This window comes from Pseudomonas sp. N-1-13 (assembly GCF_057787095.1).
In genome coordinates this window covers 4,431,208-4,457,317 of sequence record NZ_JBYNRI010000001.1, presented here as the reverse complement: position 1 = coordinate 4,457,317, position 26,110 = coordinate 4,431,208, and the positions used below count along the sequence as shown (strand labels likewise).

Below are 26,110 nucleotides of genomic sequence, written 5' to 3'. Positions count from 1 at the left end.
ATTACCATCCCAAGGTCGCCCGCCTTTTCTTGCCGCTTGAAGCTTGCCGCTTGAAGCTGCCCCTAAAGCACAAACCGCCCATCAAACATCGGCTCGTTATCCAACGCCAACACACCGCTCTCGAAAATCAGATCCAGATGATGGCTGCCCTTGGCCCCGCCACCCAGCCCCAGGTGCAGGCCGCAATGGCGCTCCTCGAAACCGGCATTGCGGGCATAGAGGCTCTTGACCCCTTCGTTGGTGCCGATGCCCAGTTCCTCGATACGCCGGTTGGACGGGTTGGCGTCCAGGTATTTATTGAAGTCGTGTTCCAGGCCCGGCACATCGCTGGCGATTTTCTGAATGGTGGAGTCTTCGATCCACAACTCCAGCGGCGATTGCAGTACGCCGTATTTGCGGGCGAACGGGATGGTGCTCAGGAAAGTGCCGACGAACTTCACCTGACCGTTAATGGTGTCGCTGTGGGTAGCGATTTCGCCGGGTGCTAGGTCGTAGTTGCCAACACCGTTGATGTCGGTCCATTTCTTGACGCTGTTGAGGGCCGTATCGAAATACGAACCGTGGTCATCCTGAAAACTCAACGTCGTTGCTTGGGACATGCGCCGGATCAGGTGACTGTTGAGCCCGGCGATGCGCTGAGGAATCACGCTGAAGGTGTCGTAGAAATAATCGCCGTAGTCCTTGAACAGCAGCGATTTCTTCCAGTTGTCCGCCATCACGCCTTGCAACGCGCGAACAAAGTCCGGGCCGTCGGGGCGTGGGTTGGGCAGGGTGGAAGAGTCGTAGAAGAAAATGTACAGATCGCTGTCGGCAATCGCCTTGGACAGTCGCTCCGTGGGTTCAAGGTCCAGGCGCATGGTGGTGAACCGGAAGGGTGAACCGCTGCCAGCCTGTTCGGCAATAGCCCCGGTCAGTGCTTCGTAGTCGGCGGTATGGCCGAGCAACACCTTGGCTGGCTGGATGCCGGCCAGGGCGGGATGATGTTCAAGGTAGTAAAGGAAATGTGAGATGGCTCGTTGTGTGTCCATGCTTATTCTTCCCTGACAGTGGTGTTTGGCTTCCCTGAAATCTGCAAAGTGGCGGAGCCGACCGGCCGGATCGCCTCCGCCGGGCGATGCTTACAGAGGCCACATCGCCGTGCCGAACGGAACAACGGCGTCGGCTTGCATCATTTCAACTGCGGCTTCGTGGGTCGGTGCTTCAAACCATTCGTCCAGTTGCAGTTCGGTTTCCAAGTCTTTGTCCAGTGCTTGCATAGTGAATCTCCTAGATGACTTTTACGGAAAATTGCGAAGTCGATTCCGCGATGGAGAACTGACCGGAAGCGGCTGCGCAAAACCTGCCGGCACGACGCCTTGGCAAGTCGCTGAAAACCTAGTCGAGGGTTTTTTGGAATGCAAAAAAATAATTTATTTTTTTTGTTTGAACTTTTTATTCCATTTTTACCGAAGAAATTAGTTATTCAAAAACAGTTGGCTGTGTAGTTTTTTGCTTAGGTAGCTAGCTACCGTCAATTTGCAGTCAGCTTACAGAAAATTCCCACACGGAAAGTTTGCGTTACGGTTTGTAAAGAAATGCTGACGATTTTTGCCTATCAAATCGGTCTATACCGGCGTTTGGCTGCGCTGTAAGAAAAAACTGCCGAGAAGGTCGGTTTGACGGGGTTTCCGACACTTTGCAGCGCTTGTTTCAAACCGGCGGGACGGGTCAGATGCGCGGCAGACCTGAAGTACGGGGTGCGCGGGTGTCTGGTCGCAGTGGGGCAGCGGTGTACAATGCGCCGCGTTTTACTGTGACCCTTCGCGTACCCACGCATTTTCAAGGTTATCCGCCTTGTTCACTCCGCCACGCCACGAGCGTGTCGGGTTCGATTTCGTCACAGATAAAAACAAATAGGTGACGCATGACCGTTGTAGAAAATACGCATTCAGGCGAGCTGAAACGCGGCCTGAAAAATCGACACATTCAACTGATCGCCCTCGGCGGCGCGATCGGTACAGGCCTGTTCCTCGGCTCGGCGGGGGTGCTGAAGTCAGCCGGCCCGTCGATGATCCTCGGTTACGCCATTTGCGGCTTCATTGCCTTCATGATCATGCGCCAGTTGGGCGAGATGATTGTCGAGGAGCCAGTGGCCGGCTCCTTCAGTCACTTTGCCCACAAGTATTGGGGCGGTTTTGCCGGCTTCCTGTCGGGCTGGAACTGCTGGATTCTCTACATCCTGGTGGGCATGTCGGAACTGACCGCGGTCGGCAAGTACATTCACTACTGGGCGCCGGACATCCCGACCTGGGCTTCGGCGGCAGCGTTTTTCGTCCTGATCAACGTCATCAACCTGGCCAACGTCAAAGTCTTTGGCGAGGCCGAGTTCTGGTTCGCGATCATCAAGGTCGTGGCAATTGTCGGCATGATTGCCCTGGGCAGCTATCTGCTGGTCAGCGGTCACGGTGGCCCACAAGCTTCGGTGACTAACCTGTGGGCCCATGGTGGATTCTTCCCCAACGGCGTGAGCGGTCTGGTGATGGCGATGGCGATCATCATGTTCTCCTTCGGTGGCCTGGAAATGCTTGGCTTCACCGCTGCCGAGGCGGACAAACCGAAAACCGTGATCCCCAAGGCCATCAACCAGGTGATCTACCGGATCCTGATTTTCTACATCGGTGCCCTGGTGGTGCTGTTGTCCCTGACCCCATGGGACAGCCTGCTGAACACACTCAATGCCTCCGGCGATGCCTACAGCGGCAGCCCGTTCGTGCAGGTGTTCTCGATGCTGGGTAGCAATACGGCGGCGCACATCCTCAACTTCGTAGTGCTGACCGCCGCGCTGTCGGTGTACAACAGCGGCACCTACTGCAACAGCCGCATGCTGCTGGGCATGGCCGAACAGGGCGATGCGCCCAAGGCCCTGGCCAAGATCGACAAGCGTGGCGTGCCGGTGCGTTCGATCCTGGCTTCTGCTGCGGTCACGCTGGTGGCGGTGCTGCTTAACTACCTGATCCCGCAGCATGCGCTGGAGTTGTTGATGTCGCTGGTGGTCGCGACCCTGGTGATCAACTGGGCGATGATCAGCTATTCGCACTTCAAGTTCCGTCAGCACATGAACCAGACCCGCCAGACACCGCTGTTCAAGGCGCTGTGGTATCCGTACGGCAACTATGTCTGCCTGGCGTTCGTGGTGTTCATTCTTGGGGTAATGCTGCTGATTCCCGGCATCCAGATATCGGTCTACGCGATTCCGGTGTGGGTGGTGTTCATGTGGGTGTGCTACCTGATCAAGAACAAGCGCAGTGCCCGGCAGGACATGGCTGTGGCCGCTGCCGCCAAGTAAGCGTCCTTGAAATACAACAAACCCGGCACTTGGCCGGGTTTGTTGTATTCAGACTCATGCTGATCCCTGTGGGAGCGAGCCTGCTCGCGATGGCGCCAGCACATTCAGCATTGATGCAAGCTGACCCACCGCTATCGCGAGCAGGCTCGCTCCCACAAGGGTTGGTCGCTGTCTTGGGGATTCGCGGTATTCTGTGGGTCCTGATACCGGACCTCTTTTTCCATGCTGGCAATTTCCAACACTGTGCACATCCCGGACGCCGAGATCGAGCTGACGGCCATCCGTGCCCAAGGCGCCGGCGGGCAGAACGTCAACAAGGTGTCCAGCGCCGTGCACTTGCGTTTCGACATTGCGGCCTCGTCCTTGCCCGATTTCTACAAGGAGCGGTTGTTGGCGCTGCGCGACAGTCGCATCACCAGCGACGGCGTGTTGATCATCAAGGCCCAGCAATACCGCACCCAGGAACAGAACCGGGCCGATGCCCTGGAACGCCTGACCGAGCTGATCCTCAACGCCACCAAGGTCGAAAAGAAGCGCCGTCCGACCAAACCGACCCTGGGCTCGAAGAAACGTCGCCTGGAATCCAAGACCAAGCGCGGTTCGATCAAAGCCGGGCGCGGCAAGGTGGATTTCTAGTTTTTCTCCCGCTCCTGGCGATACTTCGGCGCCTGGCGGTACAGGTAGAGACTCAGCAACAACCCGCCCAAGGCCGCCAGCGCGGCGAACAAAAAGATCGAAGCAAAACCGAAACCTGCGGCAATCGCACCGGCCAACGGCCCGGTAATCCCCAGGGACAAGTCAATGAACAACGAATAGGCGCCCACCGCCGCGCCACGGCTGGAGGCGGGTACCAGGTTGACCGCTTCCACCCCCAGCGCCGGGAACACCAGGGAAAAACCGAAGCCGCTCAATGCCGCGCCGGCCAAGGCCCAGTGCGCATCCGGCGCCAGCCACAGCAACAACAACCCCAGGGTTTCCACCGACAGGCAGGCAATCGCCACCCGGAAGCCGCCCAGGCGGTTGATCAAATTACCGAACAGCAAGCGCGCGCCGATGAAGCTGGCGCCGAACAGGCTCAGGCACAGCACTGCGTTGTCCCACTGCTGCGTGGCGTAATACAGGGTGATGAACGTGGCGATGGTGCCAAAACCGATGGAGCCCAGGGCCAGGCCGCAGCCATGGGGCAGGACGCGTCCGAGAACATGCATGAAAGGCAGCCGTTCGCCAGTGACAATGGGCGCCGCCGTTTTCGGCCAGGCCAGCGCCAGCCCCAGCAACGCCAGCAAAATAATGCTGACGCCCATGCTCCACAGCCCCAGGGATTTCACCAGCCACACCCCCAACGGCGCGCCAATCGCCAGCGCGCCGTAGCTGGCGATACCGTTCCAGGAAATCACCTTGGCGGTGTTCGCCGCGCCGACCCGGCCGATGCCCCAGCCAATCGATCCCGAGCCTACCAGGCTTTCGGCGCTGCCCAGCACCAGGCGGCCGATCAGCAGGCTGATCAGGCTCAGCGTCGGTAGGTTTGACGTCCAGGCAGACGCCAGCATGAACACACCGCTCAGCCCGCAACCGGCGAGGCCGAACATGACCGCGCGCTTGCTCCCCAGGTTGTCGATGATCCGTCCGGCATAAGGACGACTGAGGAGGGTGGCCAGGTACTGGACGCTGATTACCAACCCGGCGATCACCGCGCCAAAACCCAGTTCGCCGTGGACGAACCCGGGCAACACGGCGAGGGGAATGCCGATATTCAGGTAGCCAATGAAAGTGAACAGAACGATGGAAACGACTTGCAGCGTGACCGCCAAGGGGCGCTGGGTATCTGGCATGGGTAAAGAGTCCACGGAGCAGCAGGATAGATAGGCTGCTTATGATAGCGGTGCCTGCGACCGTGAAGCGTGGAAAAGTAAAACTATTTGTCGGATGGCGCTGGGTTGCCGTCTTGTCCGGCCACCAGGTGCGTGGTGACCAATGCAGCGAGGGCGTTTTCTTCAGTGCCAAAACGTGCCAGCAGGGCGGCTTGTTTCTCTGGGGAAAGGCGCGTCCAGATATCGACCATCTTTTCGGCGGTGCCGATCAGGACGCTGGCTTGGGCTTCGCTGAAGGTAGGGTCATCGGTCATGGGGGGCTCAGGATTCAGGCAGTGTGGAAAGCGCATCTTAGCGCTTTCCACACGGTCTGGTCGTGCGGGTGAATCAGTCTTCGCTGTCGGCCTGGCGGCGTTCAGTGGCTTCTTTGGGCTCGGGTTGCTGGGCGTCTGGTTGCCCTCCGGCTTGTAGCGGGGTCGTCTGCTCAGTTTCGTGCAGGCTAGGGAAGGGGAGATTAGGAATCTCGTGCATATCGCGCTCCTCGCAAAGTCTGTTGGTAGATCTGGTAGATCCGCGCTTTTACAAAGCTTGGGCAGGATACAGCAGAAGAAATGACAAAAAGACTTTTAAGTTCCGTTGCGGCGACAAAAGGGCTTGTCTGGACAGGACATGTCCAATCATCAAACGCCCGCTACCGGTCGTCGCGAAGGCTCAAGAATACGCCCGGCGGGTCGATGGTTTGTACATATCCCGCATTCGGTTGCGACACTGCAAACCACGAACATGGAGGTCGGGACGTGTCGTCCGTGAGCTTGGCTCTTTCTTCTTTTCAAGAGATTTCCCTCCATGTTTCTACAAAAATCCCTGAGAGCGCAGATTCTCGCCTTGCTCAGTGGCAGCCTGCTGGCGATGTTGCTGATTGCCCTGGCGTCTTTCCATTTCCTCTCCAACGGCGTCCAGAACTATCGCAACCTGATCGATGGCCCGTTGCGTGCGTCGCAGTTGATCGATGAGGCCAACCTGCAATTCAAGGTGCAGGTCCAGGAATGGAAAAACGTTCTGCTGCGCGGCAAGCAGCCGGCAGACCTGGCTAAATACTGGAAGCAGTTCGAAGATCGTCAGCACGATGTCCAGGGTATTCTTGGCCAGTTGATCGCCCTTGAAGGGGTTGCGACACCCATCAAGACTCGGATCGAGGGTCTGCGAGACGAACACCGTCAATTGGGTGCGGCCTACCAGAAGGGCCGTGATGCGTTTGTGACGGCGGGCGGCGATGCGGCGGCGGGTGATGCGGCGGTCAAAGGTGTGGACCGCGCGGCCAGCGAGCAAATGAGTGCGCTGGTGGTGGAGTTGCGCAAACTTGCCGGCGAACAATCGGCGCAGATCAGTGCCGGTGCCGATCGCACGATTATGCTGGGCACCGTGATCATGCTGGTTTCCGGCCTGCTGATCGGGCTGTTCAGCCTGTGGCTGGTCAATCGCAACCTGGTGCAGCCGATCCGCAACCTGATCGAATACGTGACCCAACTGAGTCGCGGCCGTTTCGCCGAGCGGGTAGTCAGCAACCGGCAGGACGAATTGGGTGACCTGGCGCTGGCCGCCAATACCCTGCGCGACTTTCTCGCCGAAACCTTCTCGCGTCTGCAGCGCAGTGCCACGGAACTGGACAGTGCCAGCGGCGAGCTTAATGCCATCGCCAGCCTGATGAGCCAAGGCACCAGCGAGCAATTCGAACGCACCGACCAGGTGGCGACGGCGATGAACGAAATGTCCGCCACCGCCCAGGAAGTCGCTCGCCATGCCGCCGACGCGGCACAGGCCGCCGATGACGCCGATCACTCGGCGCAGCAGGGCGAGAAGGTCATGCAAGGGACCATTCATACCATCACCCGCATGCGCGGTGAAATCGCCAACACGGCCACAGTCATCCGCCAGTTGGAAACCGATAGCGGGCGCATTGGCAAGGTGCTGGAAGTCATCCGCGGTATCGCCGAGCAGACCAATCTGTTGGCCCTCAACGCTGCCATCGAAGCGGCCCGGGCTGGCGAGGCTGGACGCGGTTTCGCGGTGGTTGCCGATGAGGTGCGCAGTCTGGCCCAGCGCACCGCCTCGTCCATCATCGAGATCAACCAGATTATCCAGACCGTGCAAACCGGTGCGGTGGACGCAGCCCAGGCCATCGAGAGCGGTCAGTCGCGCAGTGAAGAGAGCGTGGAGCAGGTGACTCAGGCCGGTGTGATGCTCGAACGCATTACCCAGGCCGTGGAAGCGATTCGCGACATGAACCGTCAGATCGCCACTGCCGCAGAAGAGCAGACCTCGGTGGCTGAAGATATCTCGCGCAACCTGACCGAAATCACCTGCATCGCCAGCACTAACCTGGACAATGTACAGCGCACCGAAGCCGCGAGTCGGAACCTGCACGGTTTGTCAGGGCAGTTGAATGAAGTGACGGCGCGGTTGAGTGCCTGACGGTCGACGGTCGTTAGCGGTAGTTGTCGATAGATGCAAAAAAGCCGCGCAACCCTGAGGTTGCGCGGCTCATTTTAGTGACCAATTAACGGTCTTGCTTGTCGCTCAGGACTTTGCCGGTAGTTGCGTCAAAGTCTACATCCCACTCTGTGCCATCGGCCATTCTCAGTTCAACTTCATATTCATAACCGTTGAAGTGGTTATCCAGGTCGGTGTCGGTGATGGTTGCGCCTGGGTGCAACTTCAGGGCTGCTTGGTTCATCTCTTCCAGCGGCTTGATTTTTCCGCTCTTGACCAACTCAGGAATCTGGTCGACTCGAACATCAGCCTGGGCCAGGCCGGCGGTGAGGGTCAGGGCTGCGGCGGTGAACAGGGCAGTCAAAGTTTTCATGTGTTCTTTCCTTGCTGTGATTAAGGGGTGTGTCGTTTAAGTGGGTTCAGATTAACTGTGGCAACTTAATTCACCCTTAATTCAGTAACCGTTGTTCTCCAGCACCTGCGCCACGCTGCCTGTTTCGGGACGCTTCAAGTATTTGAGCAGTTCGCTGGCGCGGTTGGTAAAGATGCCATCCACTCCGGCCTCCAGCACTTTTCTGAAGTCCACCGCTTCATCAACCGTATAAACGTGCACCAACAAACCCTGGTCATGGGTGTATTGGTTCATCCACGGCTGCACCAAGTCCGAATAACTCTGGCTGCCGCCTTGAGTCAACGCGGCGGACGGCCCGGTGCCGATAGCGCCTTGTGCCTTGGCGAATTGAACCCATTGTTCAAACTCGGCGTTGTCCTTGGGCTGCTGTTTGGCGTAATAGGCCGCCTTGTCCGTTTCGCCGGACTCGGCAAACGTCATCTTCGACTTGGCCTCGATGTAGCCATCGCCCACCCACAACAGCAGGACCTTTGGCACGTTCGGCATTTCTTTTTGCAGCAGTTCGAGGCTGCTCTTTTCGAAGGTTTGCAACACCACTTTACCTTTGCCCTGACCTACACCGGTGGCGCGTTTGGCGAGCTTGGAGCCCGACGGGCTCAACCAGCCGCGGTCATGCAGTTTATCCTTCAAGTCGCGCTCAATGCCGGGGAACAGCTTCGGCTCCTTGGTTTCGATGTACAGCCCCGGTTTGTGCAGCGGGTTGCCTTCGGCGATGTTGATGACTTCGTCGAGGGTGAGGATTTTCAGGCCCACGAACGACGGGCGGGCGCGGTCCGGGTAGGCGGTGTTGAACCAACTGCCGGCATCGAGGGTTTTGAGTTCCGCCATGGTGAATTCGTTGGCGGTGCTGTCCTTGCGCTCGGGGAATTTGGTCGCGACATCGGTGGTGCGCAGCAGGCTGTCGTCGTGCAGCACGAACAGTACGCCGTCCTTGCTGCGTTGCAGGTCCAGTTCCAAGTAGTCGGCGCCCAGGTCGCGGGCCAGTTTGTAGGCCGCGGCGGTGGTTTCCGGCGCGTCAAACGAGGCGCCGCGGTGGGCGATCACCGCTGGGTGAGGAATGCCCTGAAGGGCCGCGAGGGACTTGGGGGGCGCGGCTTCGCCGGCCTGTGTCTGGCCGAAGCCAAGCAGCAGGCTCAGCATCAGGGCACTACGGGTGAAGGTGACAGGCATGCTCGAGATCCTTTCGTGGGTTTCGCAAAGACCTATCTTTTAACAACTGAACGTTCCTGGCGCTATCGCTATACCGACATAAAAATGCGCAAAGCAGATTTTTCCCACGCTTTTTCAGGCTGCTTTGCAGTACGCTTGGCCGCACCAGTTTCCCCGGCAGAGGGAAACCCGAAGACAGCATCCACTTGCCCTGCGTGTAAACCATCGATCAGACGTCCTGCGGGACGCATCCATGAGGTTTACCATGCGCACCACTTCGACATTCATCTGCCAGGCCGCCGACCAGCTCAAGGGTTTTGTCGGCCTGAACTGCAAAACCGGCCAGTACATCGTGCGCTTCAGCGAAGATGCCTTTGGCATGGACGTGGCCGACGACGGCATCATCCCCACCTGTGAATTTGTCTGGACTCCGGCGGCGGACGGCACCATGGCCCTGAGTCGCCAGCGCATCCAGTTGCTGCTGGACCAGAACATCGACGACCGGATCAACCTCACCGAACCGTTGCGGGTTTACATGGCCCGTAGCGACCTGCCGGAGATTGTTGCAGTGCGTCAGTTGGTGGAAGGCTAAAGCCACGCCGACTATGAATGGGCTGGAAAAACTGTGGGAGAAAGGCTTGCCCGCGATGGCGGCGGCACATTCAGCACTGATGCAAGCTGACCCAGCGCTATCGCGAGCAGGCTCGCTCCCACAAGGGATTTGCGGTGCGCACCGAATCGGTTAGCCCTGAAAAACCACTGTGGGAGCAAGGCTTGCCCGCGATGGCGGCGGCACATTCAGCATGGATGCAAGCTGACCCAGCGCTTTCGCGAGCAAGCCCGCTCCCACAAGGGATTTGCGGTGAACACCGAATCGGTTAACCCTGAAAAACCACTGTGGGAGCGAGCCTGCTCGCGATGACGGCGGCACCTTCAGTATGGATGCAAGCTGACCCAGCGCTTTCGCGAGCAGGCTCGCTCCCACAAGGGATTTGAGGTGGACACCGAATCGGGTAGCCCTGAAAAACTAATGTGGGAGCGAGCCTGCTCGCGATGACGGCGGCACATTCAGCATGGATGCAAGCTGGCCCAGCGCTTTCGCGAGCAGGTTTTGTAGGCTGGCATCAGGTTTGGCGCTGGAAGGCATAGTCCCGTTCGACCTTGCACACCCGCGTGTGGCAATGGGCGTACCAGGTCGAGCGACCGCGTTCGCGGATTGCGCGGTGTTCGGGGTGCTGTTTCCAGGCCAGGATCGCCGCTTCGCTGCTCCAGTAGGACACGGTGATGCCCAAGCCGTCTTCGCCACGGGCCGACTCGACGCCGAGGAAGCCCGGCTGCTCTTGAACCAGAGTCAGCATGCGCTCAGCGGCTTGGGCGTAACCCTGGTCCCCCTCAGTGCGCAGGGAGGTGAAAATCACCGCGTAATACGGGGCGCTCATGATGCTGTCCTCCGGCAAGCCTCGACAAACGCACTGACCAGCGGCGGCACACGTCCTTCCAACGCTGCGCGCTCAGGCTGGAACAGGGTCGCGACAAAAAAAGGATGATCAGCCAGCTCCACGGCCCGTAAATCGCCAGCCGAATCCCGGGCCACGGCGTGCAAGCGGTCACTCAGCAAGTCCCGCTCAAACTGTGGATTGACCCCAAAGCTGCACCGATATCCTTCGAAAACCTTAAGGCGACCATAGGCCTTGGCAATCAACGAATCGGCGTCAAGCTCAAGACAGTCGATGGTTTCGATCAGCGCACAGCTTAACGGCGTCAGCAGTGCCCGTTCAGCCTCGGGAGCTGTTTCGCCATGGGCTGCGTCGGCCCAGCCCTTCACATTGCGCGCGTATTCCAGCACGGTATGCTGAAAACCGCCGCAGGTGCCGAGGAAAGGGCGACGCTGTTCGCGGGCAAAACGAATGGCTTGCAGCGCGCCATTTTCGTTTCGGTAAGGGCTGCCGGGCACGCACCAGACCCCGTCGAAACCATTCAGGACGGCGCTGTCGGTGATGAGGTCGGTGCCCAGCCATTGAAATCCAATGTGATGACCGGTTTGCTTGCTGGCCAGTTCGAGTGCGATGGGGATGGCCCGATGGGCCGTTATTTGAGGGTCATAGTCGCCGACCAGGGCGATGTGCAAAGAACGCTGGTTTTCCATGAGAGGCTCGCCGCTTGTTGATTCCTGGTCGCCACTATAGATTGGCGTTCACGCAATCAATATTGGCGTTTGCCCAAGTGATCAATGCATCGACGCACTATCGTCTGGACTATCCCGATCTGTCCCTGATCCTGGCGCTGGTCCGTGGCGGCTCGCTGGCCCGGGCCGCGCGCTTGCTGCACGTGGATGTGTCCACGGTCTTCCGCTCGGTACGGCGGCTGGAGGCCGCCCTGGGCCAACCCTTGTTCGAAAAAAGCCGTGCAGGGTATTTGCCCACGAGCCTGGCCCAGGCGCTGGCTGAGCAGGCCGAGCGCGCCGAACAAGCGTTGGAGGCGGCGCGTATCGGGGTGGAGCAGGGCGGTGAGGTCGTCAGCGGCACGGTGCGCCTGACCTGCACTGACTCGGTCCTGCAAGCATTGTTGCTGCCGGCCCTGGCGCGGTTCATGCCTGCTTACCCGGCGCTGTTCCTTGAGCTGAGCACCTCGAACGACTTTGCCAACCTGAGCCGCCGCGACGCCGACATCGCCTTGCGACTGACCCGTACGCCGCCGGAACATCTAGTCGGGCGGCATCTGGGTAATGTGGTTTATCGGGCATGTGCCGACACCCGCTATCTGCGTTCGGTAAATACGGATGATCTGGCCGCCATGACCTGGATCGCGCCGGATGACTTTCTCCCCGATCACCCCACTGTGGCTTGGCGCCGTCAGCATCTTCCTGGCGTGGTGCCGGCCTATCGCTGCAACAGCATGCTTTCGGTCACCGAGTTGGTTCGAGCCGGGCTGGGCGTGGCGGCGTTGCCGGACTTTCTAATCGGCGAAAACAAGGGCCTTACGCCCATTGGCGAACCGCTGGCGGGGTATGACACGGCCCTTTGGCTGCTGACCCGGCCCGACTGTCGCGCCTTGCGCTCAGTGGTGACATTGTTCGATGAACTCAGGTGCAATCTGCGCTTGCACTGACTTTTGTCCAACAGGGCGTTGATGGCTCAATCGAGGATGATCTCCCGGCGGTATAGTGACTTGAGCCCCAGCCTCAGGCAGAGAACATCATGATGACAGAATCGTCGCAGCCCACTTCCACAGCACCTGTTGATCACTTGCGTTTTCATCGTCCCCACGCGCATTTGGGGCCGACCTTTGGTAATGACCGCTTTGCGCTACGCGCGGAGGCATTCGCGCGTTTTTTCGGGACACCCATGTTCCTGGGGGCGCAGACCTTGATCGTGTTGATCTGGATAAGCCTGAACATGTTGGGTGTGGTTCATTTCGATGCTTACCCGTTCATCTTGCTGAATCTGGCGTTCAGCCTACAGTCGGCCTACGCCGCCCCGCTGATCCTGCTGGCGCAGACACGCCAGGCCGCGCGGGACAAGGCCCAAGCCGAAGCGGATGCTCAACATCGCGAAGCACTGGCCATTGCCAACAGTGAGCGCCAGGCCCAGGCAGCACAGAACACGGCGCAATTGCTCGAGTTGTTGGAGCAGAACACCCGCCTGACGGAAATGACCAAGGCATTGACCGAGCGCATCGACTGCCTGACTACCGAGATGCACGAGAAATTCGTGAGCAAGCCATCGATGCCGTAATCCGTTTCTGCGGTGGTAGCGACACTCAGACCTGATAGCGGGCCAGGAACATGTCGAGGGCCGATTCAACCACCTGAGTCTGTTCATCCTGGGTCAGGCACGGCTGGCCCATGGAAATTTGAGGCCAGAAGGCGAACGTCTTGATCAGCCCGTGCATCTGTTGCGCCGCAAACGCCGGCTCCACGGCTTTCAACCGACCGTCGGCCTGGGCCTGGCGAATCCACACGGTCAAACCTTCTTCGCGCTGACCCATGCGCGCAACCATATCCTGGGCTCGCTCGGGCGAATGAATCGTCGCGGCAATGGCGATGCGCGCCAGATCGAGAAAATTATCGTCTGCCAGCATGTGCAATTTGGCTTGCAGCAGCTTTCGAAGCTGCTCACGCAGGGGCTGCTCCGGGCTGTAGGCCATGTCCTGTTCGGCGGTAATGCTGTTCCACAATCGATTCAGAATTTCCGCAAACAACTCCTCTTTGCTGGGGAAGTGGTTATACACCGTGCGCTTTGACACACCCGCCGTCGCCGCGATCTTGTCCATGCTGGTGATCTCGAAACCGCTGCTACGGAATTCGGCAATCGCGGCCTGGAGGATGGATTCGCGTTTTCGCTCGGTGAGGCGCTGCGGCGGTACGGTCATGGTTAATCATCATCTGGAGAAGGGAAGTTACACTTGGCAGTTTACTTGCTCTCGGGATTGCTGCAATCTACAAACTACACCGAGTAGTGTAGTTTTCAATCAGGCGGCTGAGCGTGCATGCAACGGCCATTAGCGTCCCACAACGGCGAAGCGCAATTGCGACGACGTCCTTGGAGTTTTCGCATCATGACCATTTTTTCTTCGACTGACAGCCCTGCGGTGCTTCCTTCATCCCAGCAGGAGCAAGGAAAGTACCGTAACCACGCCCCTACACCGCGCCAAGGGCTCGGCCAGATGCTACGCATCATGTGGAACATGATCTTCCACAAACCGCGCAACACCCGTCCTGCGGGCACCATCGAGGTACAACCGCTGACGCGCGCCGACCTGCTGGCCGCGCCGAACAACAGTGTTTTCCGCCTCGGGCATTCCACGGTGCTGCTCAAGCTGCGAGACAAGTTCTGGCTGACCGACCCGGTTTTTTCCGAGCGCGCTTCCCCCCTGCAATGGGCTGGCCCCAAGCGCTTCCATCAGCCGCCCATCAGCCTGGAAGAGCTGCCGCCAATTGAAGCGGTGATTCTTTCCCATGATCACTACGACCATCTCGATCATCAGGCCATCCTCCAACTTGCCGCCAAGACACGGCATTTCCTGGCCCCTCTCGGGGTAGGCGACACCCTGATCAAATGGGGCATCGACGCCAGCAAGGTGCGTCAGCTGGACTGGTGGCAGAGCACCGAAGTGGACGGCATTGAATTCATCGCCACACCCTCCCAGCACTTTTCCGGTCGCGGGCTGTTCGACGGCAACAGCACGTTATGGGCTTCGTGGGTGATGATCGATGGCGCCACCCGAATCTTCTTCAGCGGCGACACGGGCTATTTCGACGGGTTCAAACGCATCGGCCAGCAATACGGCCCATTCGACCTGACGCTGATGGAAACCGGCGCCTACAACGTCGAATGGCCGCACATCCACATGCAACCGGAGCAAACCCTCCAGGCGCATATCGACCTCAAGGGCCGCTGGTTGCTGCCGATCCACAACGGCACGTTCGATTTGTCGATGCATGCCTGGTACGAACCCTTCGATCGCATCCTGGCCCTGGCCTGGGAGCGCAACGTCTGCATTGCCACCCCGCAAATGGGTGAAGCTTTCAGCCTCGCGCAACCGCAACGTGGCCGCGCCTGGTGGCTGGACGTGGAACCCTCGGCTTATCAAGACCAGCCCGATATGGCCTGACCCTCGACGCATCGATCATTCGATCATTGCGTAGTCTGGCCGCCCCATCGGATCCGGCGTGGCGCCTTTGATATTCATGCCGCGCCCAGGCGCAAAGCCCGGGAAGAACACCAGGCCTTCGGCTTCCAGCCGAAAGGCCAGGGCCAGGCGGGTGACATCAAGTAGCTCGCCCCCCGCTTCGAAGCGCCGGATGGCCTGGGTCGAGACTCCAGACTGCCGTGACAATTCCTCGACACTCCAGCCCAGCATGGCTCGAGCCTGCGCGCTGTGGGCAGGGGTGAATTGATAGACAGCGATGCGTTCCAGGGTGGTTTTGATTGCGAGCGAGGCCATGGGAGTTCTCCAAAGCTGTGGATTCAAAAAAATACTGTGTTTTTGTACAGTTGTTTTGAATCCTGATCAATCTCATTTTTTTGATCAATGACCGGTGGTCTTTTCCAGCCAGGCACTCGGTGCGTGACCCAGCACCCGGCGAAACATGGTGGAGAACGCTGCGGGGCTGTCGTAGCCCAGATCCAGGGCAATACGGGTTACCGAATCGCCTACGACCAATCGAGACAGCGCCGACATCACACAGGCCTGTTGTCGCCATTGGCTGAAACTCAACCCGGTTTCCCGGCTGAACAGCCGATTGAACGAGCGCAGGCTGATAGGCAACTGTGCCACCCATTGCACAGGTGAGACGTGGGCGTTGGGGCGTTTCAGAAACTCCTGGCACAGGCCGAGCAGGCGTGGGTCCTTGGGCAGTGGCAGGTGCAACGGCAAATGAGTGCTGCGCAACAGTTCGTGCAGCAACAGATTGATCAGCGCGCCGTCGCGTCCGGCCTCGTCGTATTCCGGCGCAAGCTCCACGGCTTCCAGCAGCAACTGGCGCATCAGGGGCGACACGCTGATGACTTGGCAACGGGCGTCCATGGCCGTCACCGCGGCCGGTTCGATGTACACGCTGCGCGTGCTGACCCCCAGCATCAGCACCTCATGGGCAACCCTGGGCGGGATCCATACCGCCCGTTGCGGCGGCACCACCCAATTACCGTCTTCGGTGCGGACGTGCATCACACCAGTGGCGCCATACAGCAACTGCGCCCGGCGATGATGGTGCGAGGGCAGTAAATGTCCGTGGGGGTAGTCGGTGCCAATGGCGACGACAGCCCTGGGGATCGCATCCAATAAATCGATCGAAGTGTTGCGCATCGAGGGGCTACTCATCATTGGCGTAAACGCAAACATTATTGGCCTGTTTGCTAGAGCGGGCCAAGCTTCGCTTATCTAACGTGGGGCGCCTCCCATTTCACGGATTCGCCTCGATGTTCTATGTATTGCTTGCGTGCTTCGGCTGCCTGAGTGGCGTAACGGCGGTGTTGTTCGGCTTTGGCGGCGGTTTCGTCGTGGTGCCTTTGATGTATCGCATGCTGATGGCCCATCACTCGGTTGACGCCATCGGTGAATCGGCCATGCACATTGCCGTCGCCACCTCGACCTGCGTCATGATCGTCAACGCCCTGGTCGCCACCGGAAAACACCAGCGTGCCGGTCAACTGATTCGTCATTACCTGTGGCCGTTCGGCGGTTTCATTGCGCTGGGGGCGGTCTTCGGCGCAGCGGCCGCCACTTGGCTCAATGGCGAGATTATCCGCTACGCCTTCATGGCTTACCTGGGCCTGACCATCCTGGACTGCCTGCTGCGGCGAGGTTTTCTGACACGCCCCAGCGATGCCGTCCTACGACCTTTGGCGCCAATGGAGACCGCGTTGGGCGGCACAACCATCGGAATCATCGCCACAATGCTGGGCGTCGGCGGCAGCGTCATGACCGTGCCACTGCTGCGCCGTTGTGGCCTGAGCATGTCCCAGGCCACGTCGATGGCCAATCCACTGAGCGTGCCCGTCGCGTTGGCCGGCACCATCACCTACATGGCCTTGGCCAGCTTCACCGGGACAGACTTCGGCCCGTGGTTTGTCGGTTTCGTAGACTTGCTGGCCTTTGTTGTGCTCACACTCGGCGCGCTACTGGGCATCCGTCTGGCAACACCATGGATCGGGCGGATACCGGATCGGCTGCATGCGCGGGTGTATGTAGGGTTGTTGATGTTTGTGATGGTTGGGATGTGGCTGGGGTAGGGTAGCTATTGACCAGCCAACCCCGGCGCTTCCCGAATAATGAAGTGATCCAGGTTCTCGATATTGGCGCTGAACACCCCGAACGTCTGCTCGGGGTTTTTCTTGCTCGGCACCTGTTTCAGCTCCGGCGTCACGCCATAAAAGAAGCAATACAACGGCGCGTCACTCTCGATGGCGTGCTTGATCTCTTCCAGAAACGCTTTGCGTTTGCGGTAGTTGTCGATCAGCTTCTTGCTCAGGTAAACGTTGACCGAGTAAGGCTTCTTCTTCGCCTCGTCCGGTTGCTTGAACCAGACCTTTGCTTCGAAGTCGATGCGAAAGCTCTGGGTGTAATCCTTGATCTGCTTGATCTTGCCCCAGTAAATCAGCCCCTTGTTGTCCAGCAGGTACTCGATCTTCTTGAAGAACGATCCATAGGGCGCCGTGTGCTCGCCAATCTTCAGCGGCATGCGCTTGAGCAGATCCTTGTCCGCGAAGTTCGACACAAAACACTCCACCGGATGGGCGAAGACGCTGGTCTTGTCCGGCGCTGAATCACGGCTCGGGTGCTCGACATGACTGGCGGCTGAAGGCTCTCGCTCATCGCGCAGAACGTCCGCTACCACCGTCGGGCTGGATGGCTTGCGCACATACTCACGCCGAGTCAGCAATAATTCCGACGGAAAATGCTCCTCCGGACCGTCATCCGTTTCCCCGCCCTCCGTCTCCAGGCCTGACGCCGGAGTCTTCAGGCTGACATAAGGACAACCCTCGATATGCCGCGTGCTGGGGATGTTCTTGAAGTGCGGCGTGCGCACGTAATTCACGTTCTTGGCGTTGAACGTCCCCAACACATTCGCCGCATCAAACGCCGCCCGACAGGCATCGTTGGGGCATTGAAACTGTTCCTTCGCGGAATCGAACGCCACCGTCTCGTCGAAATTCAAATCGCGCACGTCATAGATCGACAGCTTGTCGTCGAGGCTGAGGCAGTAGGCGAGGTCGAATTTCATCGGGGCTCGGGTCCATGAGGGGGAAATGTATTAATAGCGAAGGGCAGCGCCGGTTGCACTCGAAGTTTCAGCACACCACCAAAAACCTGTGGGAGCGAGCCTGCTCGCGATGCCCAAAATCACCGGGCCATCAAGCTTGCCGCTAACCTGTGGTTTGACACCCCGTGGCGAGGGAGCTTGCTCCCGCTGGCTGCGTAGCAGCCCCAATTCCATATCACCAACAAAAAACCGCCGCCTGAACAACGGACGACGGCTTCTGATGGAATCTCAAAACCCTCGCAAAATCCGAGAAGCTTTCCGCCACCAATGCGCAACGATTCTGAGTTTTTCCTAGGGCAAGGGTTGCTTGGCTGCCCTGAAGTTAAACGCGATATCGGCTCTTATAGAAAACAAAAAACCCCGTTTTCACGGGGTTTTTATTTAAGCGTGCAGCCTGAGATTTTTCTTTCGAATCAATCCCAGCTAAGCGCCCCACCCGTCTGATACTCAATCACCCGAGTCTCAAAGAAGTTCTTCTCTTTCTTCAAGTCCATGATCTCGCTCATCCAAGGGAACGGGTTCGTCGTCCCTGGATACTCTTCCTTCAGACCAATCTGCGACAGGCGACGGTTAGCGATGAACTTGAGGTAGTCCTCCATCATCGCCGCGTTCATGCCCAGCACGCCGCGAGGCATGGTGTCGCGCGCGTATTCGATCTCCAACTGAGTCCCTTGCAGGATCATCTGGGTCGCTTCTTCCTTCATCTCGGCATCCCACAAGTGCGGGTTTTCGATTTTGATCTGGTTGATCACGTCGATGCCGAAGTTCAGGTGCATGGATTCGTCGCGCAGGATGTATTGGAACTGCTCGGCGACGCCGGTCATTTTGTTGCGGCGGCCCATGGAGAGGATCTGGGTGAAGCCGCAGTAGAAGAAGATGCCTTCCAGAACGCAGTAGTAGGCGATCAGGTTGCGCAGCAACTCTTTGTCGGTGTCCGGGGTGCCGGTTTCGAACTTCGGATCGGAGATCGAACGGGTGTATTTCAGGCCCCAGGCGGCTTTTTTCGCGACCGATGGGATCTCGTGGTACATGTTGAAGATTTCACCTTCATCCATGGCCAGCGATTCGATGCAGTACTGGTAGGCGTGGGTGTGGATCGCCTCTTCGAACGCCTGGCGCAGGATGTACTGGCGGCATTCGGGGTTGGTGATCAGGCGGTACACGGCCAGGACCAAGTTGTTGGCAACCAGGGAGTCGGCGGTGGAGAAGAAGCCCAGGTTGCGCATCACGATGCGGCGCTCGTCGTCGGTCAGGCCTTCCGGGGTTTTCCAGAGGGCGATGTCGGCGGTCATGTTGACTTCTTGCGGCATCCAGTGGTTTGCGCAGCCGTCCAGGTACTTCTGCCAGGCCCAGTCGTATTTGAATGGCACGAGCTGGTTGAGGTCGGCGCGGCAGTTGATCATGCGCTTTTCATCGACGGCGACACGGGCGGAGGCGCCTTCGAGCTCGGCGAGGCCTTCGGCGACGTCGAGTTTGTCGAGGGCGGCCTTGGCGCGAATGATCGCGGCCGAGTCGCTGGCCGTCACGGCCCGGGCTTCGAGGGCGGCGGCACCGCCGGCGCTGTCGAGGCGGTCCATGTTGGCTTCAGAAGCGTGGCCGGCGTTGGCGCCTTTTACAGCGACTTCGCCGTCTTCTTTGTCGAATTCGTCCCAGCTCAGCATGACGTGTTGTCTCCTGCGTGAGGGCCAGATGCCCGTTGAAGGCCTACTGGCCGCGGTGGATCTTGGAAAATCGTTTGTTGCAGCAGCTGACGCAGGCAATAAACAGAAAAATGTACGGGTCGTTCTGAAGCGGCTGTGAGCGCGAGGAGGCAATGGGCCTCTGCGTGGGCTTCAGGCTGGTTTGACTCCCTGTAAGGGAATATTGCAGGCCCGTTTAAGGCGGCATTATAAGGACTTTTTTGCCTACGTGCTGCGGCGAAATAGCCCACGGAGGAGGTCGCGGGCGGTATATCCGCGTGGGAGCAAGGGTTTACAAGGCTTTGGCCGCTGAAGATTTTTTTTGCATGGGTCGGGTGACGGTATTTTTTGATCAAAAAACGAGCGTTTTTTGAGGTTTTGCACTACATGTTGTGTTTGCAAGGGCTTTTTGATGGTTACAGACACAACCAAGCCCGATCAAAATCGGGCTATGGAAAATGCCATTTATGATCAACCGATATGTGCCGAACCGGTGTGGTCATAGCCATCTTCAGCGACAGTAGCGGAGCCGGTGCGGTCGTAGCCATCCTCGGCAACGGTGGCCGAACCGGTTCGGTCGTAACCGTCTTCAGCGACAGCGGAGCCGGTGCGGTCATAACCGTCGGCGGCAAAGGTCTGGGCGGCCAGGACGGACAGGGTCAAGGCAAGGATCAGTTTGGTTTTCATGGAGGTTGCTCCTGGTTCGTTTAAGTTGATCAGCCGTTGGAGCAGCCGGTGCCCATGACGCTGTAGCGCAGGATGTGGCGCTGGCCTTTGGAGTCGTCGTATTCCATCTTGGCCGGGACCACTTCGCAGACGTTCGGGATGTCGCTCATGGAGATGACTTTGGCGATGTCCAGGTGGGTGGAGTAGGTGTACTCCTCAATGGCTGGTTTTTGCTGTGCAACGTCGGTCGGGGCCTCATCTGCCATCGCGGTGACGCTAAGGCCAGCGAGGACCAGAACCCATAAAGCTTTCATCTGTTTCACCTTTTTTGAGGTCGAGTGGGGTCACGCAACCTTTTTGGGGCTGCGTGTGGAACAGGTTTTGGGAGTTGGATTAACGGCCTTCGTGGGGGCTGTGTTGCGTTAATCGTGTTTGCCGGTTGGCGAGGTGGATTTTAGGGGGTGGGGGTAATCGCAAAAAGACCGGGTTTTGATAAACACTGTTGGTTGATCTGGTAATAATCGTTGCAGGTGGCGGGTGTTGTCTGTTGCATCTATGTTGGATTTGCCGCCGCCATCGCGAGCAAGCTCGCTCCCACAATGGGTCTGTGGTGTGTATGGGATTTTCGTTTTATTGGAGATCCCTGTGGGAGCGAGCTTGCTCGCGATGGCGTCAGATCAGCCAGTAGCACTGTTGATTGACACACTGCTATCGCTAGCAGGCTCACTCCCACAGGAAAAGGCCAACTGGCAGGGTTTGCACGTTAGTACCGACATTTTGTAGGGACTTGTTACTACCATCGTCGAATGGTTCTATAGGCTCGCCCCGGCTACAACGGGTACATACAAAAACAACTATGTCACCGAGGTAAGAAAGATGAGTGCGGCTTCTCTGTATCCCGTTCGTCCCGAGGTAGCGGCTAACACGCTGACTGACGAGGCGACCTACAAGGCCATGTACCAGCAGTCGGTGGTCAACCCGGATGGTTTCTGGCGCGAGCAGGCCAAGCGCCTCGACTGGATCAAGCCTTTCACCACGGTGAAGCAGACGTCCTTCGACGATCACCATGTCGACATCAAGTGGTTTGCCGATGGCACCTTGAACGTTTCCTACAACTGCCTCGACCGTCATCTGGCCGAGCGCGGCGATCAGATTGCGATCATCTGGGAGGGCGATGACCCTGCCGAGAGCCGCAATATCACCTATCGCGAGCTGCATGAAGAAGTCTGCAAGTTCGCCAACGCCCTGCGCGGCCAGGACGTGCATCGCGGCGACGTGGTGACGATCTACATGCCGATGATCCCCGAAGCCGTGGTCGCCATGCTGGCCTGCACCCGGATCGGCGCGATTCACTCGGTAGTGTTCGGCGGTTTCTCGCCGGAAGCACTGGCCGGTCGGATTATCGACTGCAAATCCAAAGTGGTGATCACTGCTGACGAAGGTATTCGTGCAGGCAAGAAGATCCCGCTCAAGGCCAACGTCGATGATGCGTTGACCAACCCGGAAACCAGCAGCATCCAGAAAGTCATCGTGTGCAAGCGCACGGCTGGCAACATCAAGTGGAACCAGCACCGTGACATCTGGTACGAAGACCTGATGAAAGTGGCCGGTACCGTTTGTGCGCCGAAGGAAATGGGCGCTGAAGAGGCGCTGTTCATCCTCTACACCTCCGGTTCCACCGGTAAGCCAAAGGGCGTGCAGCACACCACCGCCGGTTACCTGCTCTATGCGGCCCTGACCCATGAGCGCGTGTTCGACTACAAGCCGGGCGAAGTCTACTGGTGCACCGCCGACGTCGGCTGGGTCACCGGCCACAGCTACATCGTCTACGGCCCGTTGGCCAATGGCGCGACCACGCTGCTGTTCGAAGGCGTGCCGAACTACCCGGACATCACCCGTGTGGCCCAGGTCATCGACAAGCACAAGGTCAATATTCTCTACACCGCGCCGACCGCCATCCGCGCGATGATGGCCTCGGGCACCGCCGCTGTCGAAGGTGCCGATGGCAGCAGCCTGCGCCTGCTGGGTTCGGTGGGCGAGCCGATCAACCCGGAAGCCTGGGACTGGTACTACAAGAATGTCGGCAAGGAACGTTGCCCGATCGTCGACACCTGGTGGCAGACCGAAACCGGTGGCGTGCTGATCAGCCCATTGCCGGGTGCCACGGCGTTGAAGCCGGGTTCGGCCACGCGTCCGTTCTTCGGCGTGGTGCCAGCGTTGGTGGACAACCTTGGCAACCTGGTGGAAGGCGCGGCCGAAGGCAACCTGGTGATCCTCGATTCGTGGCCAGGCCAGGCGCGCACGCTGTACGGCGACCACGACCGCTTTGTCGATACCTACTTCAAGACCTTCAGCGGCATGTACTTCACCGGCGACGGTGCGCGTCGTGACGAGGACGGCTACTACTGGATCACCGGTCGGGTGGATGACGTGCTTAACGTCTCCGGCCACCGCATGGGCACGGCCGAGATCGAAAGCGCCATGGTTGCCCACCCGAAAGTCGCCGAAGCGGCGGTGGTGGGTGTGCCGCACGACATCAAGGGGCAGGGCATTTATGTCTACGTGACCCTCAATGCCGGCGAAGAAACCAGCGAGGCCTTGCGTCTGGAACTGAAGAACTGGGTGCGCAAGGAGATCGGTCCGATTGCCTCGCCAGACGTGATCCAGTGGGCCCCGGGCCTGCCGAAAACCCGTTCCGGCAAGATCATGCGCCGCATCCTGCGCAAGATCGCCACGGCGGAATACGATGGGTTGGGTGATATCTCTACCTTGGCTGATCCGGGTGTGGTGGCGCATCTGATCGAGACGCACAAGACCATGAACGTCGCCTGACGGTAGCCCGTAACACCGAAAAGCCCCGCCCGGTTTTGCCGAGCGGGGTTTTTTTATGGTCGCTAACGCCAGAAGAGTTTGACGTGTGGTGCCTTTGTGGCGAGGGAGCTTGCTCCCGCTCGGCTGCGCAGCAGTCGTAAACCGGCCAATGCGGTATGACTGAACGACCGCTGTGCCTGGCTTTGGGGCTGCTGCGCAGCCCAGCGGGAGCAAGCTCCCTCGCCACGGGTTCGATGGATGAATAAATATCGGCGTTTAAAGTAGGAGGGGGCTGAACGTTACCGGTGTTTCGGAATGTGTAACCAAAGGCGCCACAACGGGGCGATGTGAAACGCGAAGCCCCGTTATAGGGCGGTTCCAGGCGTCTTGGAAAACAAGGCGACACGCTGTGCTTGCCGGATTAGAAGGGTTTGCGAATAATGGGCCCGCAATTTGCAGCATAGATCGGTTTCCTTTCTTTTGCTCTTGCATGAATTTGCGGGGCTGTCAATGCGCTCAGGTCGCGTTTTCTGTGCTTCTGTAATTTGTTGTCGCATTGAAGAAATATCGGCTTCGGGCCTGTCGTTAGAATGCCGATCACTCGCTCGTCGTGAGCTGCGTTGAATTGACGCACGCTTTCTTAGGACGCAGCACTAAAGTTCGTTCCACCCATTCGCATATTGGGCTGTTGCTCACTCTGCCGTTTTTGCCCTTTCCCGATGGAGTCCCAAGATGAAGAAACTTGTGCTGCTTGGCGCCCTGGCACTGTCCGTGCTGTCCCTGTCGACATTCGCCGCAGAAAAGCCCCTGAAAATCGGTATCGAAGCGGCTTACCCTCCGTTCGCCTCGAAGGCCCCGGACGGCAGTATCGTCGGTTTCGACTACGACATCGGCAATGCGCTGTGCGAAGAGATGAAGGTCAAGTGCGTGTGGGTCGAGCAGGAATTCGACGGCCTGATCCCGGCGCTCAAGGTGCGCAAGATCGACGCGATTCTGTCGTCCATGTCGATCACTGAAGATCGCAAGAAGTCTGTTGATTTCACCAACAAGTATTACAACACCCCGGCTCGTCTGGTGATGAAGGCCGGCACTCAGATCAGCGAGGGCCTGACCGAGCTCAAGGGCAAGAACGTCGGCGTGCAGCGCGGTTCGATCCACGAGCGCTTCGCCCGTGAAGTCCTGGCCCCGCTGGGTGCCGAGATCAAGCCGTACGGTTCGCAGAATGAAATCTACCTGGACCTGTCCGCCGGCCGTCTCGACGGCACCGTGGCAGACGCTACCCTGTTGGATGACGGTTTCCTCAAGACCGACGCCGGCAAGGGCTTTGCGTTCGTGGGCCCGGCCTTCACCGACGTCAAATACTTCGGTGACGGCGTAGGCATCGCGGTTCGCAAGGGTGATGCCCTCAAGGACAAGATCAACGGCGCGATTGCCGCCATTCGCGAGAACGGCAAATACAAGCAAATCCAGGACAAGTACTTCGCCTTCGATATCTACGGCCAGTAACAACGTCCCGCCACTCGTGCGAAATGGCGCAAGCAACAGGATCTCTGCGGTTTGCGCCATTTTTTCATCCCACTCTCGAGGATCTGAATCATGTTGAAAGGCTACGGGGCTGTCATCCTCGATGGCGCATGGTTGACGCTTGAGCTCGCCTTGTCGTCCATGGCCCTGGCCATTGTCCTGGGGCTGATCGGCGTCGCGTTGCGCCTCTCGCCAGTGCGCTGGCTGGCGTGGCTGGGTGACCTGTATTCCACGGTCATTCGCGGCATTCCCGACCTTGTGCTGATCCTGCTGATTTTCTATGGCGGCCAGGACCTGCTCAATCGCGTGGCGCCGATGCTCGGTTATGACGATTACATCGACCTGAACCCGCTGGCGGCCGGCATCGGTACCCTGGGGTTCATCTTCGGTGCGTACCTGTCGGAAACCTTTCGCGGTGCATTCATGGCTATCCCCAAAGGGCAGGCCGAAGCGGGCATGGCGTATGGCATGAGTGGGTTCCAGGTGTTTTTCCGGGTGATGGTGCCGCAGATGATTCGCCTGGCGATTCCGGGGTTCACCAACAACTGGCTGGTGTTGACCAAGGCCACGGCGCTGATTTCGGTGGTGGGCCTGCAAGACATGATGTTCAAGGCCAAGCAGGCGGCGGATGCCACCCGCGAGCCTTTCACCTTCTTCCTGGCAGTGGCGGCAATGTACCTGGTGATTACCAGTGTCTCGCTGCTGGCATTGCGTCAACTCGAGAAGCGCTACTCGGTAGGCATAAGGGCGGCTGATCTATGATCTTCGACTACAACGTCATCTACGAAGCCTTGCCGCTGTACTTCAGCGGCCTGCTGACCACCTTGAAGCTGCTGGCCCTGTCGCTGTTCTTCGGTCTGCTGGCGGCGTTGCCCCTGGGGCTGATGCGGGTGTCCAAGCAGCCGGTCATCAACATGACCGCCTGGCTCTATACCTATGTGATTCGCGGCACGCCGATGCTGGTGCAGCTGTTTTTGATCTACTACGGATTGGCGCAGTTCGAAGCCGTACGCGAGAGCTTCCTCTGGCCGTGGCTGTCCAGCGCGACCTTCTGTGCCTGCCTGGCCTTTGCCATCAATACCAGCGCCTACACCGCCGAAATCATCGCCGGCAGCCTGCGCGCCACGCCTAACGGTGAGATCGAGGCGGCCAAGGCCATGGGCATGTCACGCTACAAGTTGTATCGCCGGATCCTGCTGCCATCGGCCCTGCGCCGGGCACTGCCGCAGTACAGCAACGAAGTGATCATGATGTTGCAGACCACCAGCCTGGCCTCCATCGTGACCCTGATCGACATCACCGGTGCCGCGCGCACGGTGAATGCGCAGTACTACTTGCCGTTCGAGGCTTACATCACGGCCGGCGTTTTCTACCTGTGCCTGACTTTTATCCTGGTGCGCCTGTTCAAGCTGGCCGAGCGCCGCTGGCTGGGTTACCTGGCCCCGCGCAAGCACTGATAACGCATCGATCCGATCGACT

The 26,110-nt window shown here is 58.9% G+C and carries 28 protein-coding genes; 12 read left to right on the top strand and 16 right to left on the bottom strand.

What is annotated here, in order from left to right; genetic code table 11:
* Nucleotides 1-62: 62 nt before the first annotated feature.
* Together AC3I65_RS20050 and AC3I65_RS20045 are read right to left on the bottom strand one after the other, a co-directional pair.
* On the bottom strand, nucleotides 63-1,028 hold the full coding sequence (locus AC3I65_RS20050) for a leucyl aminopeptidase (RefSeq protein ID WP_488524096.1): 966 nt from the start codon (nucleotides 1,026-1,028) through the stop codon (nucleotides 63-65).
* Between the two features lie 90 nt (nucleotides 1,029-1,118).
* Nucleotides 1,119-1,256: a hypothetical protein gene (locus tag AC3I65_RS20045; protein WP_003178782.1), complete on the bottom strand. Its 138-nt coding sequence runs from the start codon at nucleotides 1,254-1,256 to the stop codon at nucleotides 1,119-1,121.
* Between the two features lie 647 nt (nucleotides 1,257-1,903).
* Here AC3I65_RS20045 and AC3I65_RS20040 point away from each other — a divergent pair.
* Both AC3I65_RS20040 and arfB read left to right on the top strand, forming a co-directional pair.
* The gene (locus tag AC3I65_RS20040) at nucleotides 1,904-3,325 is read left to right on the top strand and encodes an amino acid permease (protein ID WP_047226975.1); all 1,422 of its coding nucleotides are present in this window, start codon (nucleotides 1,904-1,906) and stop codon (nucleotides 3,323-3,325) included.
* Between the two features lie 222 nt (nucleotides 3,326-3,547).
* Nucleotides 3,548-3,961 (top strand): alternative ribosome rescue aminoacyl-tRNA hydrolase ArfB, encoded by a 414-nt coding sequence (arfB, locus tag AC3I65_RS20035; RefSeq protein WP_047226974.1) that lies wholly within the window; start codon nucleotides 3,548-3,550, stop codon nucleotides 3,959-3,961.
* Here arfB and AC3I65_RS20030 read toward each other — a convergent pair.
* The 3 genes from AC3I65_RS20030 to AC3I65_RS20020 form a co-directional block, all read right to left on the bottom strand.
* Nucleotides 3,958-5,157, bottom strand: a complete 1,200-nt coding sequence (locus AC3I65_RS20030) for an MFS transporter (RefSeq protein ID WP_047226973.1) — start codon at nucleotides 5,155-5,157, stop codon at nucleotides 3,958-3,960. The two genes, arfB and AC3I65_RS20030, sit on opposite strands and share 4 nt — an antisense overlap.
* Before the next feature lie 83 nt (nucleotides 5,158-5,240).
* A complete protein-coding gene (locus tag AC3I65_RS20025; RefSeq protein WP_160893209.1) occupies nucleotides 5,241-5,486 on the bottom strand; it encodes a hypothetical protein in 246 nt (81 codons plus the stop codon).
* Nucleotides 5,487-5,523: 37 nt separating this feature from the next.
* Nucleotides 5,524-5,667, bottom strand: coding sequence for a hypothetical protein (locus AC3I65_RS20020; protein ID WP_171061326.1), 144 nt, complete (start codon nucleotides 5,665-5,667; stop codon nucleotides 5,524-5,526).
* Nucleotides 5,668-5,982: 315 nt separating this feature from the next.
* Between AC3I65_RS20020 and AC3I65_RS20015 the strand changes: the two genes are divergently transcribed.
* Nucleotides 5,983-7,608 carry a methyl-accepting chemotaxis protein gene (locus AC3I65_RS20015; RefSeq protein ID WP_076383728.1) on the top strand — a complete coding sequence of 542 codons (1,626 nt, stop codon included), beginning with the start codon at nucleotides 5,983-5,985 and terminating at the stop codon, nucleotides 7,606-7,608.
* An 85-nt stretch (nucleotides 7,609-7,693) separates the two neighbouring features.
* On the opposite strand, the gene AC3I65_RS20010 is transcribed toward AC3I65_RS20015, so the two are convergent.
* Nucleotides 7,694-7,999, bottom strand: a complete 306-nt coding sequence (locus AC3I65_RS20010) for a PepSY domain-containing protein (RefSeq protein WP_047226970.1) — start codon at nucleotides 7,997-7,999, stop codon at nucleotides 7,694-7,696.
* Nucleotides 8,000-8,080: 81 nt separating this feature from the next.
* Nucleotides 8,081-9,208 (bottom strand): glycerophosphodiester phosphodiesterase, encoded by a 1,128-nt coding sequence (locus AC3I65_RS20005; protein WP_488524095.1) that lies wholly within the window; start codon nucleotides 9,206-9,208, stop codon nucleotides 8,081-8,083.
* 244 nt (nucleotides 9,209-9,452) lie between these two features.
* Between AC3I65_RS20005 and AC3I65_RS20000 the strand changes: the two genes are divergently transcribed.
* Nucleotides 9,453-9,779: a DUF2025 family protein gene (locus AC3I65_RS20000; RefSeq protein WP_488524094.1), complete on the top strand. Its 327-nt coding sequence runs from the start codon at nucleotides 9,453-9,455 to the stop codon at nucleotides 9,777-9,779.
* A gap of 532 nt (nucleotides 9,780-10,311) precedes the next feature.
* Here the strand turns inward: AC3I65_RS20000 and AC3I65_RS19995 are convergent.
* A complete protein-coding gene (locus AC3I65_RS19995; protein WP_047228802.1) occupies nucleotides 10,312-10,626 on the bottom strand; it encodes an antibiotic biosynthesis monooxygenase family protein in 315 nt (104 codons plus the stop codon).
* A complete protein-coding gene (locus AC3I65_RS19990) occupies nucleotides 10,623-11,333 on the bottom strand; it encodes a CTP synthase C-terminal region-related (seleno)protein (RefSeq protein WP_076383731.1) in 711 nt (236 codons plus the stop codon). Before AC3I65_RS19990 ends, AC3I65_RS19995 begins: the two co-directional genes overlap by 4 nt.
* A 14-nt stretch (nucleotides 11,334-11,347) precedes the next feature.
* Here AC3I65_RS19990 and AC3I65_RS19985 point away from each other — a divergent pair, with 14 nt between their 5' ends.
* Both AC3I65_RS19985 and AC3I65_RS19980 read left to right on the top strand, forming a co-directional pair.
* Nucleotides 11,348-12,295 (top strand): LysR family transcriptional regulator, encoded by a 948-nt coding sequence (locus AC3I65_RS19985; protein WP_305466611.1) that lies wholly within the window; start codon nucleotides 11,348-11,350, stop codon nucleotides 12,293-12,295.
* Nucleotides 12,296-12,387: 92 nt separating this feature from the next.
* Nucleotides 12,388-12,921 carry a DUF1003 domain-containing protein gene (locus AC3I65_RS19980; RefSeq protein ID WP_047228806.1) on the top strand — a complete coding sequence of 178 codons (534 nt, stop codon included), beginning with the start codon at nucleotides 12,388-12,390 and terminating at the stop codon, nucleotides 12,919-12,921.
* 25 nt (nucleotides 12,922-12,946) lie between these two features.
* Here the strand turns inward: AC3I65_RS19980 and AC3I65_RS19975 are convergent, their stop codons facing one another.
* Nucleotides 12,947-13,558, bottom strand: coding sequence for a TetR/AcrR family transcriptional regulator (locus AC3I65_RS19975; protein WP_047228799.1), 612 nt, complete (start codon nucleotides 13,556-13,558; stop codon nucleotides 12,947-12,949).
* Nucleotides 13,559-13,744: 186 nt separating this feature from the next.
* On the opposite strand from AC3I65_RS19975, the gene AC3I65_RS19970 reads away from it, so the two are divergent.
* Complete coding sequence (locus AC3I65_RS19970; protein ID WP_139049342.1) at nucleotides 13,745-14,800, top strand: MBL fold metallo-hydrolase; 1,056 nt, start codon at nucleotides 13,745-13,747, stop codon at nucleotides 14,798-14,800.
* Nucleotides 14,801-14,815: 15 nt separating this feature from the next.
* Here AC3I65_RS19970 and AC3I65_RS19965 read toward each other — a convergent pair whose 3' ends face one another.
* Nucleotides 14,816-15,133 (bottom strand): helix-turn-helix domain-containing protein, encoded by a 318-nt coding sequence (locus tag AC3I65_RS19965; RefSeq protein WP_047228797.1) that lies wholly within the window; start codon nucleotides 15,131-15,133, stop codon nucleotides 14,816-14,818.
* 84 nt (nucleotides 15,134-15,217) lie between these two features.
* Nucleotides 15,218-15,994 (bottom strand): AraC family transcriptional regulator, encoded by a 777-nt coding sequence (locus AC3I65_RS19960; RefSeq protein ID WP_488524093.1) that lies wholly within the window; start codon nucleotides 15,992-15,994, stop codon nucleotides 15,218-15,220.
* 113 nt (nucleotides 15,995-16,107) lie between these two features.
* On the opposite strand from AC3I65_RS19960, the gene AC3I65_RS19955 reads away from it, so the two are divergent.
* Entirely contained in the window at nucleotides 16,108-16,920 is an 813-nt protein-coding gene (locus AC3I65_RS19955) for a sulfite exporter TauE/SafE family protein (protein ID WP_488524092.1), read from the top strand.
* A 5-nt stretch (nucleotides 16,921-16,925) separates the two neighbouring features.
* Here AC3I65_RS19955 and AC3I65_RS19950 read toward each other — a convergent pair whose 3' ends face one another.
* From AC3I65_RS19950 to AC3I65_RS19935, 4 genes are all read right to left on the bottom strand, one after another.
* Nucleotides 16,926-17,912, bottom strand: coding sequence for a hypothetical protein (locus AC3I65_RS19950; protein ID WP_139049344.1), 987 nt, complete (start codon nucleotides 17,910-17,912; stop codon nucleotides 16,926-16,928).
* A 452-nt stretch (nucleotides 17,913-18,364) separates the two neighbouring features.
* Complete coding sequence (locus AC3I65_RS19945) at nucleotides 18,365-19,612, bottom strand: ribonucleotide-diphosphate reductase subunit beta (RefSeq protein ID WP_025215114.1); 1,248 nt, start codon at nucleotides 19,610-19,612, stop codon at nucleotides 18,365-18,367.
* A 489-nt stretch (nucleotides 19,613-20,101) separates the two neighbouring features.
* Nucleotides 20,102-20,317: a hypothetical protein gene (locus AC3I65_RS19940; RefSeq protein ID WP_047228793.1), complete on the bottom strand. Its 216-nt coding sequence runs from the start codon at nucleotides 20,315-20,317 to the stop codon at nucleotides 20,102-20,104.
* Nucleotides 20,318-20,346: 29 nt separating this feature from the next.
* Nucleotides 20,347-20,610, bottom strand: a complete 264-nt coding sequence (locus AC3I65_RS19935) for a DUF2790 domain-containing protein (protein WP_047228792.1) — start codon at nucleotides 20,608-20,610, stop codon at nucleotides 20,347-20,349.
* Between the two features lie 562 nt (nucleotides 20,611-21,172).
* On the opposite strand from AC3I65_RS19935, the gene acs reads away from it, so the two are divergent.
* The 4 genes from acs (at nucleotide 21,173) to AC3I65_RS19915 (ending at nucleotide 26,088) form a co-directional block, all read left to right on the top strand.
* Nucleotides 21,173-23,128 carry an acetate--CoA ligase gene (acs, locus tag AC3I65_RS19930; RefSeq protein WP_047228791.1) on the top strand — a complete coding sequence of 652 codons (1,956 nt, stop codon included), beginning with the start codon at nucleotides 21,173-21,175 and terminating at the stop codon, nucleotides 23,126-23,128.
* Between the two features lie 711 nt (nucleotides 23,129-23,839).
* Entirely contained in the window at nucleotides 23,840-24,613 is a 774-nt protein-coding gene (locus AC3I65_RS19925) for an ABC transporter substrate-binding protein (RefSeq protein WP_047228790.1), read from the top strand.
* Between the two features lie 90 nt (nucleotides 24,614-24,703).
* Nucleotides 24,704-25,393, top strand: a complete 690-nt coding sequence (locus tag AC3I65_RS19920) for an ABC transporter permease (protein WP_047228789.1) — start codon at nucleotides 24,704-24,706, stop codon at nucleotides 25,391-25,393.
* Nucleotides 25,390-26,088, top strand: a complete 699-nt coding sequence (locus AC3I65_RS19915) for an ABC transporter permease (protein WP_047228788.1) — start codon at nucleotides 25,390-25,392, stop codon at nucleotides 26,086-26,088. The genes AC3I65_RS19920 and AC3I65_RS19915 overlap by 4 nt, the downstream gene beginning before the upstream one ends.
* Nucleotides 26,089-26,110: the final 22 nt, after the last annotated feature.

Coding starts and splice junctions, on each gene's coding strand:
- AC3I65_RS20020 (WP_171061326.1), bottom strand. CDS start 5,667: ATGCACGAGATTCCTAATCTCCCCTTCCCTAGCCTGCACGAAACTGAG.
- AC3I65_RS20005 (WP_488524095.1), bottom strand. CDS start 9,208: ATGCCTGTCACCTTCACCCGTAGTGCCCTGATGCTGAGCCTGCTGCTT.
- AC3I65_RS20010 (WP_047226970.1), bottom strand. CDS start 7,999: ATGAAAACTTTGACTGCCCTGTTCACCGCCGCAGCCCTGACCCTCACC.
- AC3I65_RS19990 (WP_076383731.1), bottom strand. CDS start 11,333: ATGGAAAACCAGCGTTCTTTGCACATCGCCCTGGTCGGCGACTATGAC.
- AC3I65_RS19975 (WP_047228799.1), bottom strand. CDS start 13,558: ATGACCGTACCGCCGCAGCGCCTCACCGAGCGAAAACGCGAATCCATC.
- AC3I65_RS19980 (WP_047228806.1), top strand. CDS start 12,388: ATGACAGAATCGTCGCAGCCCACTTCCACAGCACCTGTTGATCACTTG.
- AC3I65_RS19955 (WP_488524092.1), top strand. CDS start 16,108: ATGTTCTATGTATTGCTTGCGTGCTTCGGCTGCCTGAGTGGCGTAACG.
- AC3I65_RS19915 (WP_047228788.1), top strand. CDS start 25,390: ATGATCTTCGACTACAACGTCATCTACGAAGCCTTGCCGCTGTACTTC.
- AC3I65_RS20030 (WP_047226973.1), bottom strand. CDS start 5,157: ATGCCAGATACCCAGCGCCCCTTGGCGGTCACGCTGCAAGTCGTTTCC.
- AC3I65_RS20050 (WP_488524096.1), bottom strand. CDS start 1,028: ATGGACACACAACGAGCCATCTCACATTTCCTTTACTACCTTGAACAT.
- AC3I65_RS19970 (WP_139049342.1), top strand. CDS start 13,745: ATGACCATTTTTTCTTCGACTGACAGCCCTGCGGTGCTTCCTTCATCC.
- AC3I65_RS20045 (WP_003178782.1), bottom strand. CDS start 1,256: ATGCAAGCACTGGACAAAGACTTGGAAACCGAACTGCAACTGGACGAA.
- AC3I65_RS19960 (WP_488524093.1), bottom strand. CDS start 15,994: ATGCGCAACACTTCGATCGATTTATTGGATGCGATCCCCAGGGCTGTC.
- AC3I65_RS19965 (WP_047228797.1), bottom strand. CDS start 15,133: ATGGCCTCGCTCGCAATCAAAACCACCCTGGAACGCATCGCTGTCTAT.
- arfB (WP_047226974.1), top strand. CDS start 3,548: ATGCTGGCAATTTCCAACACTGTGCACATCCCGGACGCCGAGATCGAG.
- AC3I65_RS20015 (WP_076383728.1), top strand. CDS start 5,983: ATGTTTCTACAAAAATCCCTGAGAGCGCAGATTCTCGCCTTGCTCAGT.
- AC3I65_RS19935 (WP_047228792.1), bottom strand. CDS start 20,610: ATGAAAGCTTTATGGGTTCTGGTCCTCGCTGGCCTTAGCGTCACCGCG.
- AC3I65_RS20025 (WP_160893209.1), bottom strand. CDS start 5,486: ATGCGCTTTCCACACTGCCTGAATCCTGAGCCCCCCATGACCGATGAC.
- AC3I65_RS19950 (WP_139049344.1), bottom strand. CDS start 17,912: ATGAAATTCGACCTCGCCTACTGCCTCAGCCTCGACGACAAGCTGTCG.
- AC3I65_RS19925 (WP_047228790.1), top strand. CDS start 23,840: ATGAAGAAACTTGTGCTGCTTGGCGCCCTGGCACTGTCCGTGCTGTCC.
- AC3I65_RS20000 (WP_488524094.1), top strand. CDS start 9,453: ATGCGCACCACTTCGACATTCATCTGCCAGGCCGCCGACCAGCTCAAG.
- AC3I65_RS19940 (WP_047228793.1), bottom strand. CDS start 20,317: ATGAAAACCAAACTGATCCTTGCCTTGACCCTGTCCGTCCTGGCCGCC.
- AC3I65_RS19995 (WP_047228802.1), bottom strand. CDS start 10,626: ATGAGCGCCCCGTATTACGCGGTGATTTTCACCTCCCTGCGCACTGAG.
- AC3I65_RS19920 (WP_047228789.1), top strand. CDS start 24,704: ATGTTGAAAGGCTACGGGGCTGTCATCCTCGATGGCGCATGGTTGACG.
- AC3I65_RS19945 (WP_025215114.1), bottom strand. CDS start 19,612: ATGCTGAGCTGGGACGAATTCGACAAAGAAGACGGCGAAGTCGCTGTA.
- acs (WP_047228791.1), top strand. CDS start 21,173: ATGAGTGCGGCTTCTCTGTATCCCGTTCGTCCCGAGGTAGCGGCTAAC.
- AC3I65_RS20040 (WP_047226975.1), top strand. CDS start 1,904: ATGACCGTTGTAGAAAATACGCATTCAGGCGAGCTGAAACGCGGCCTG.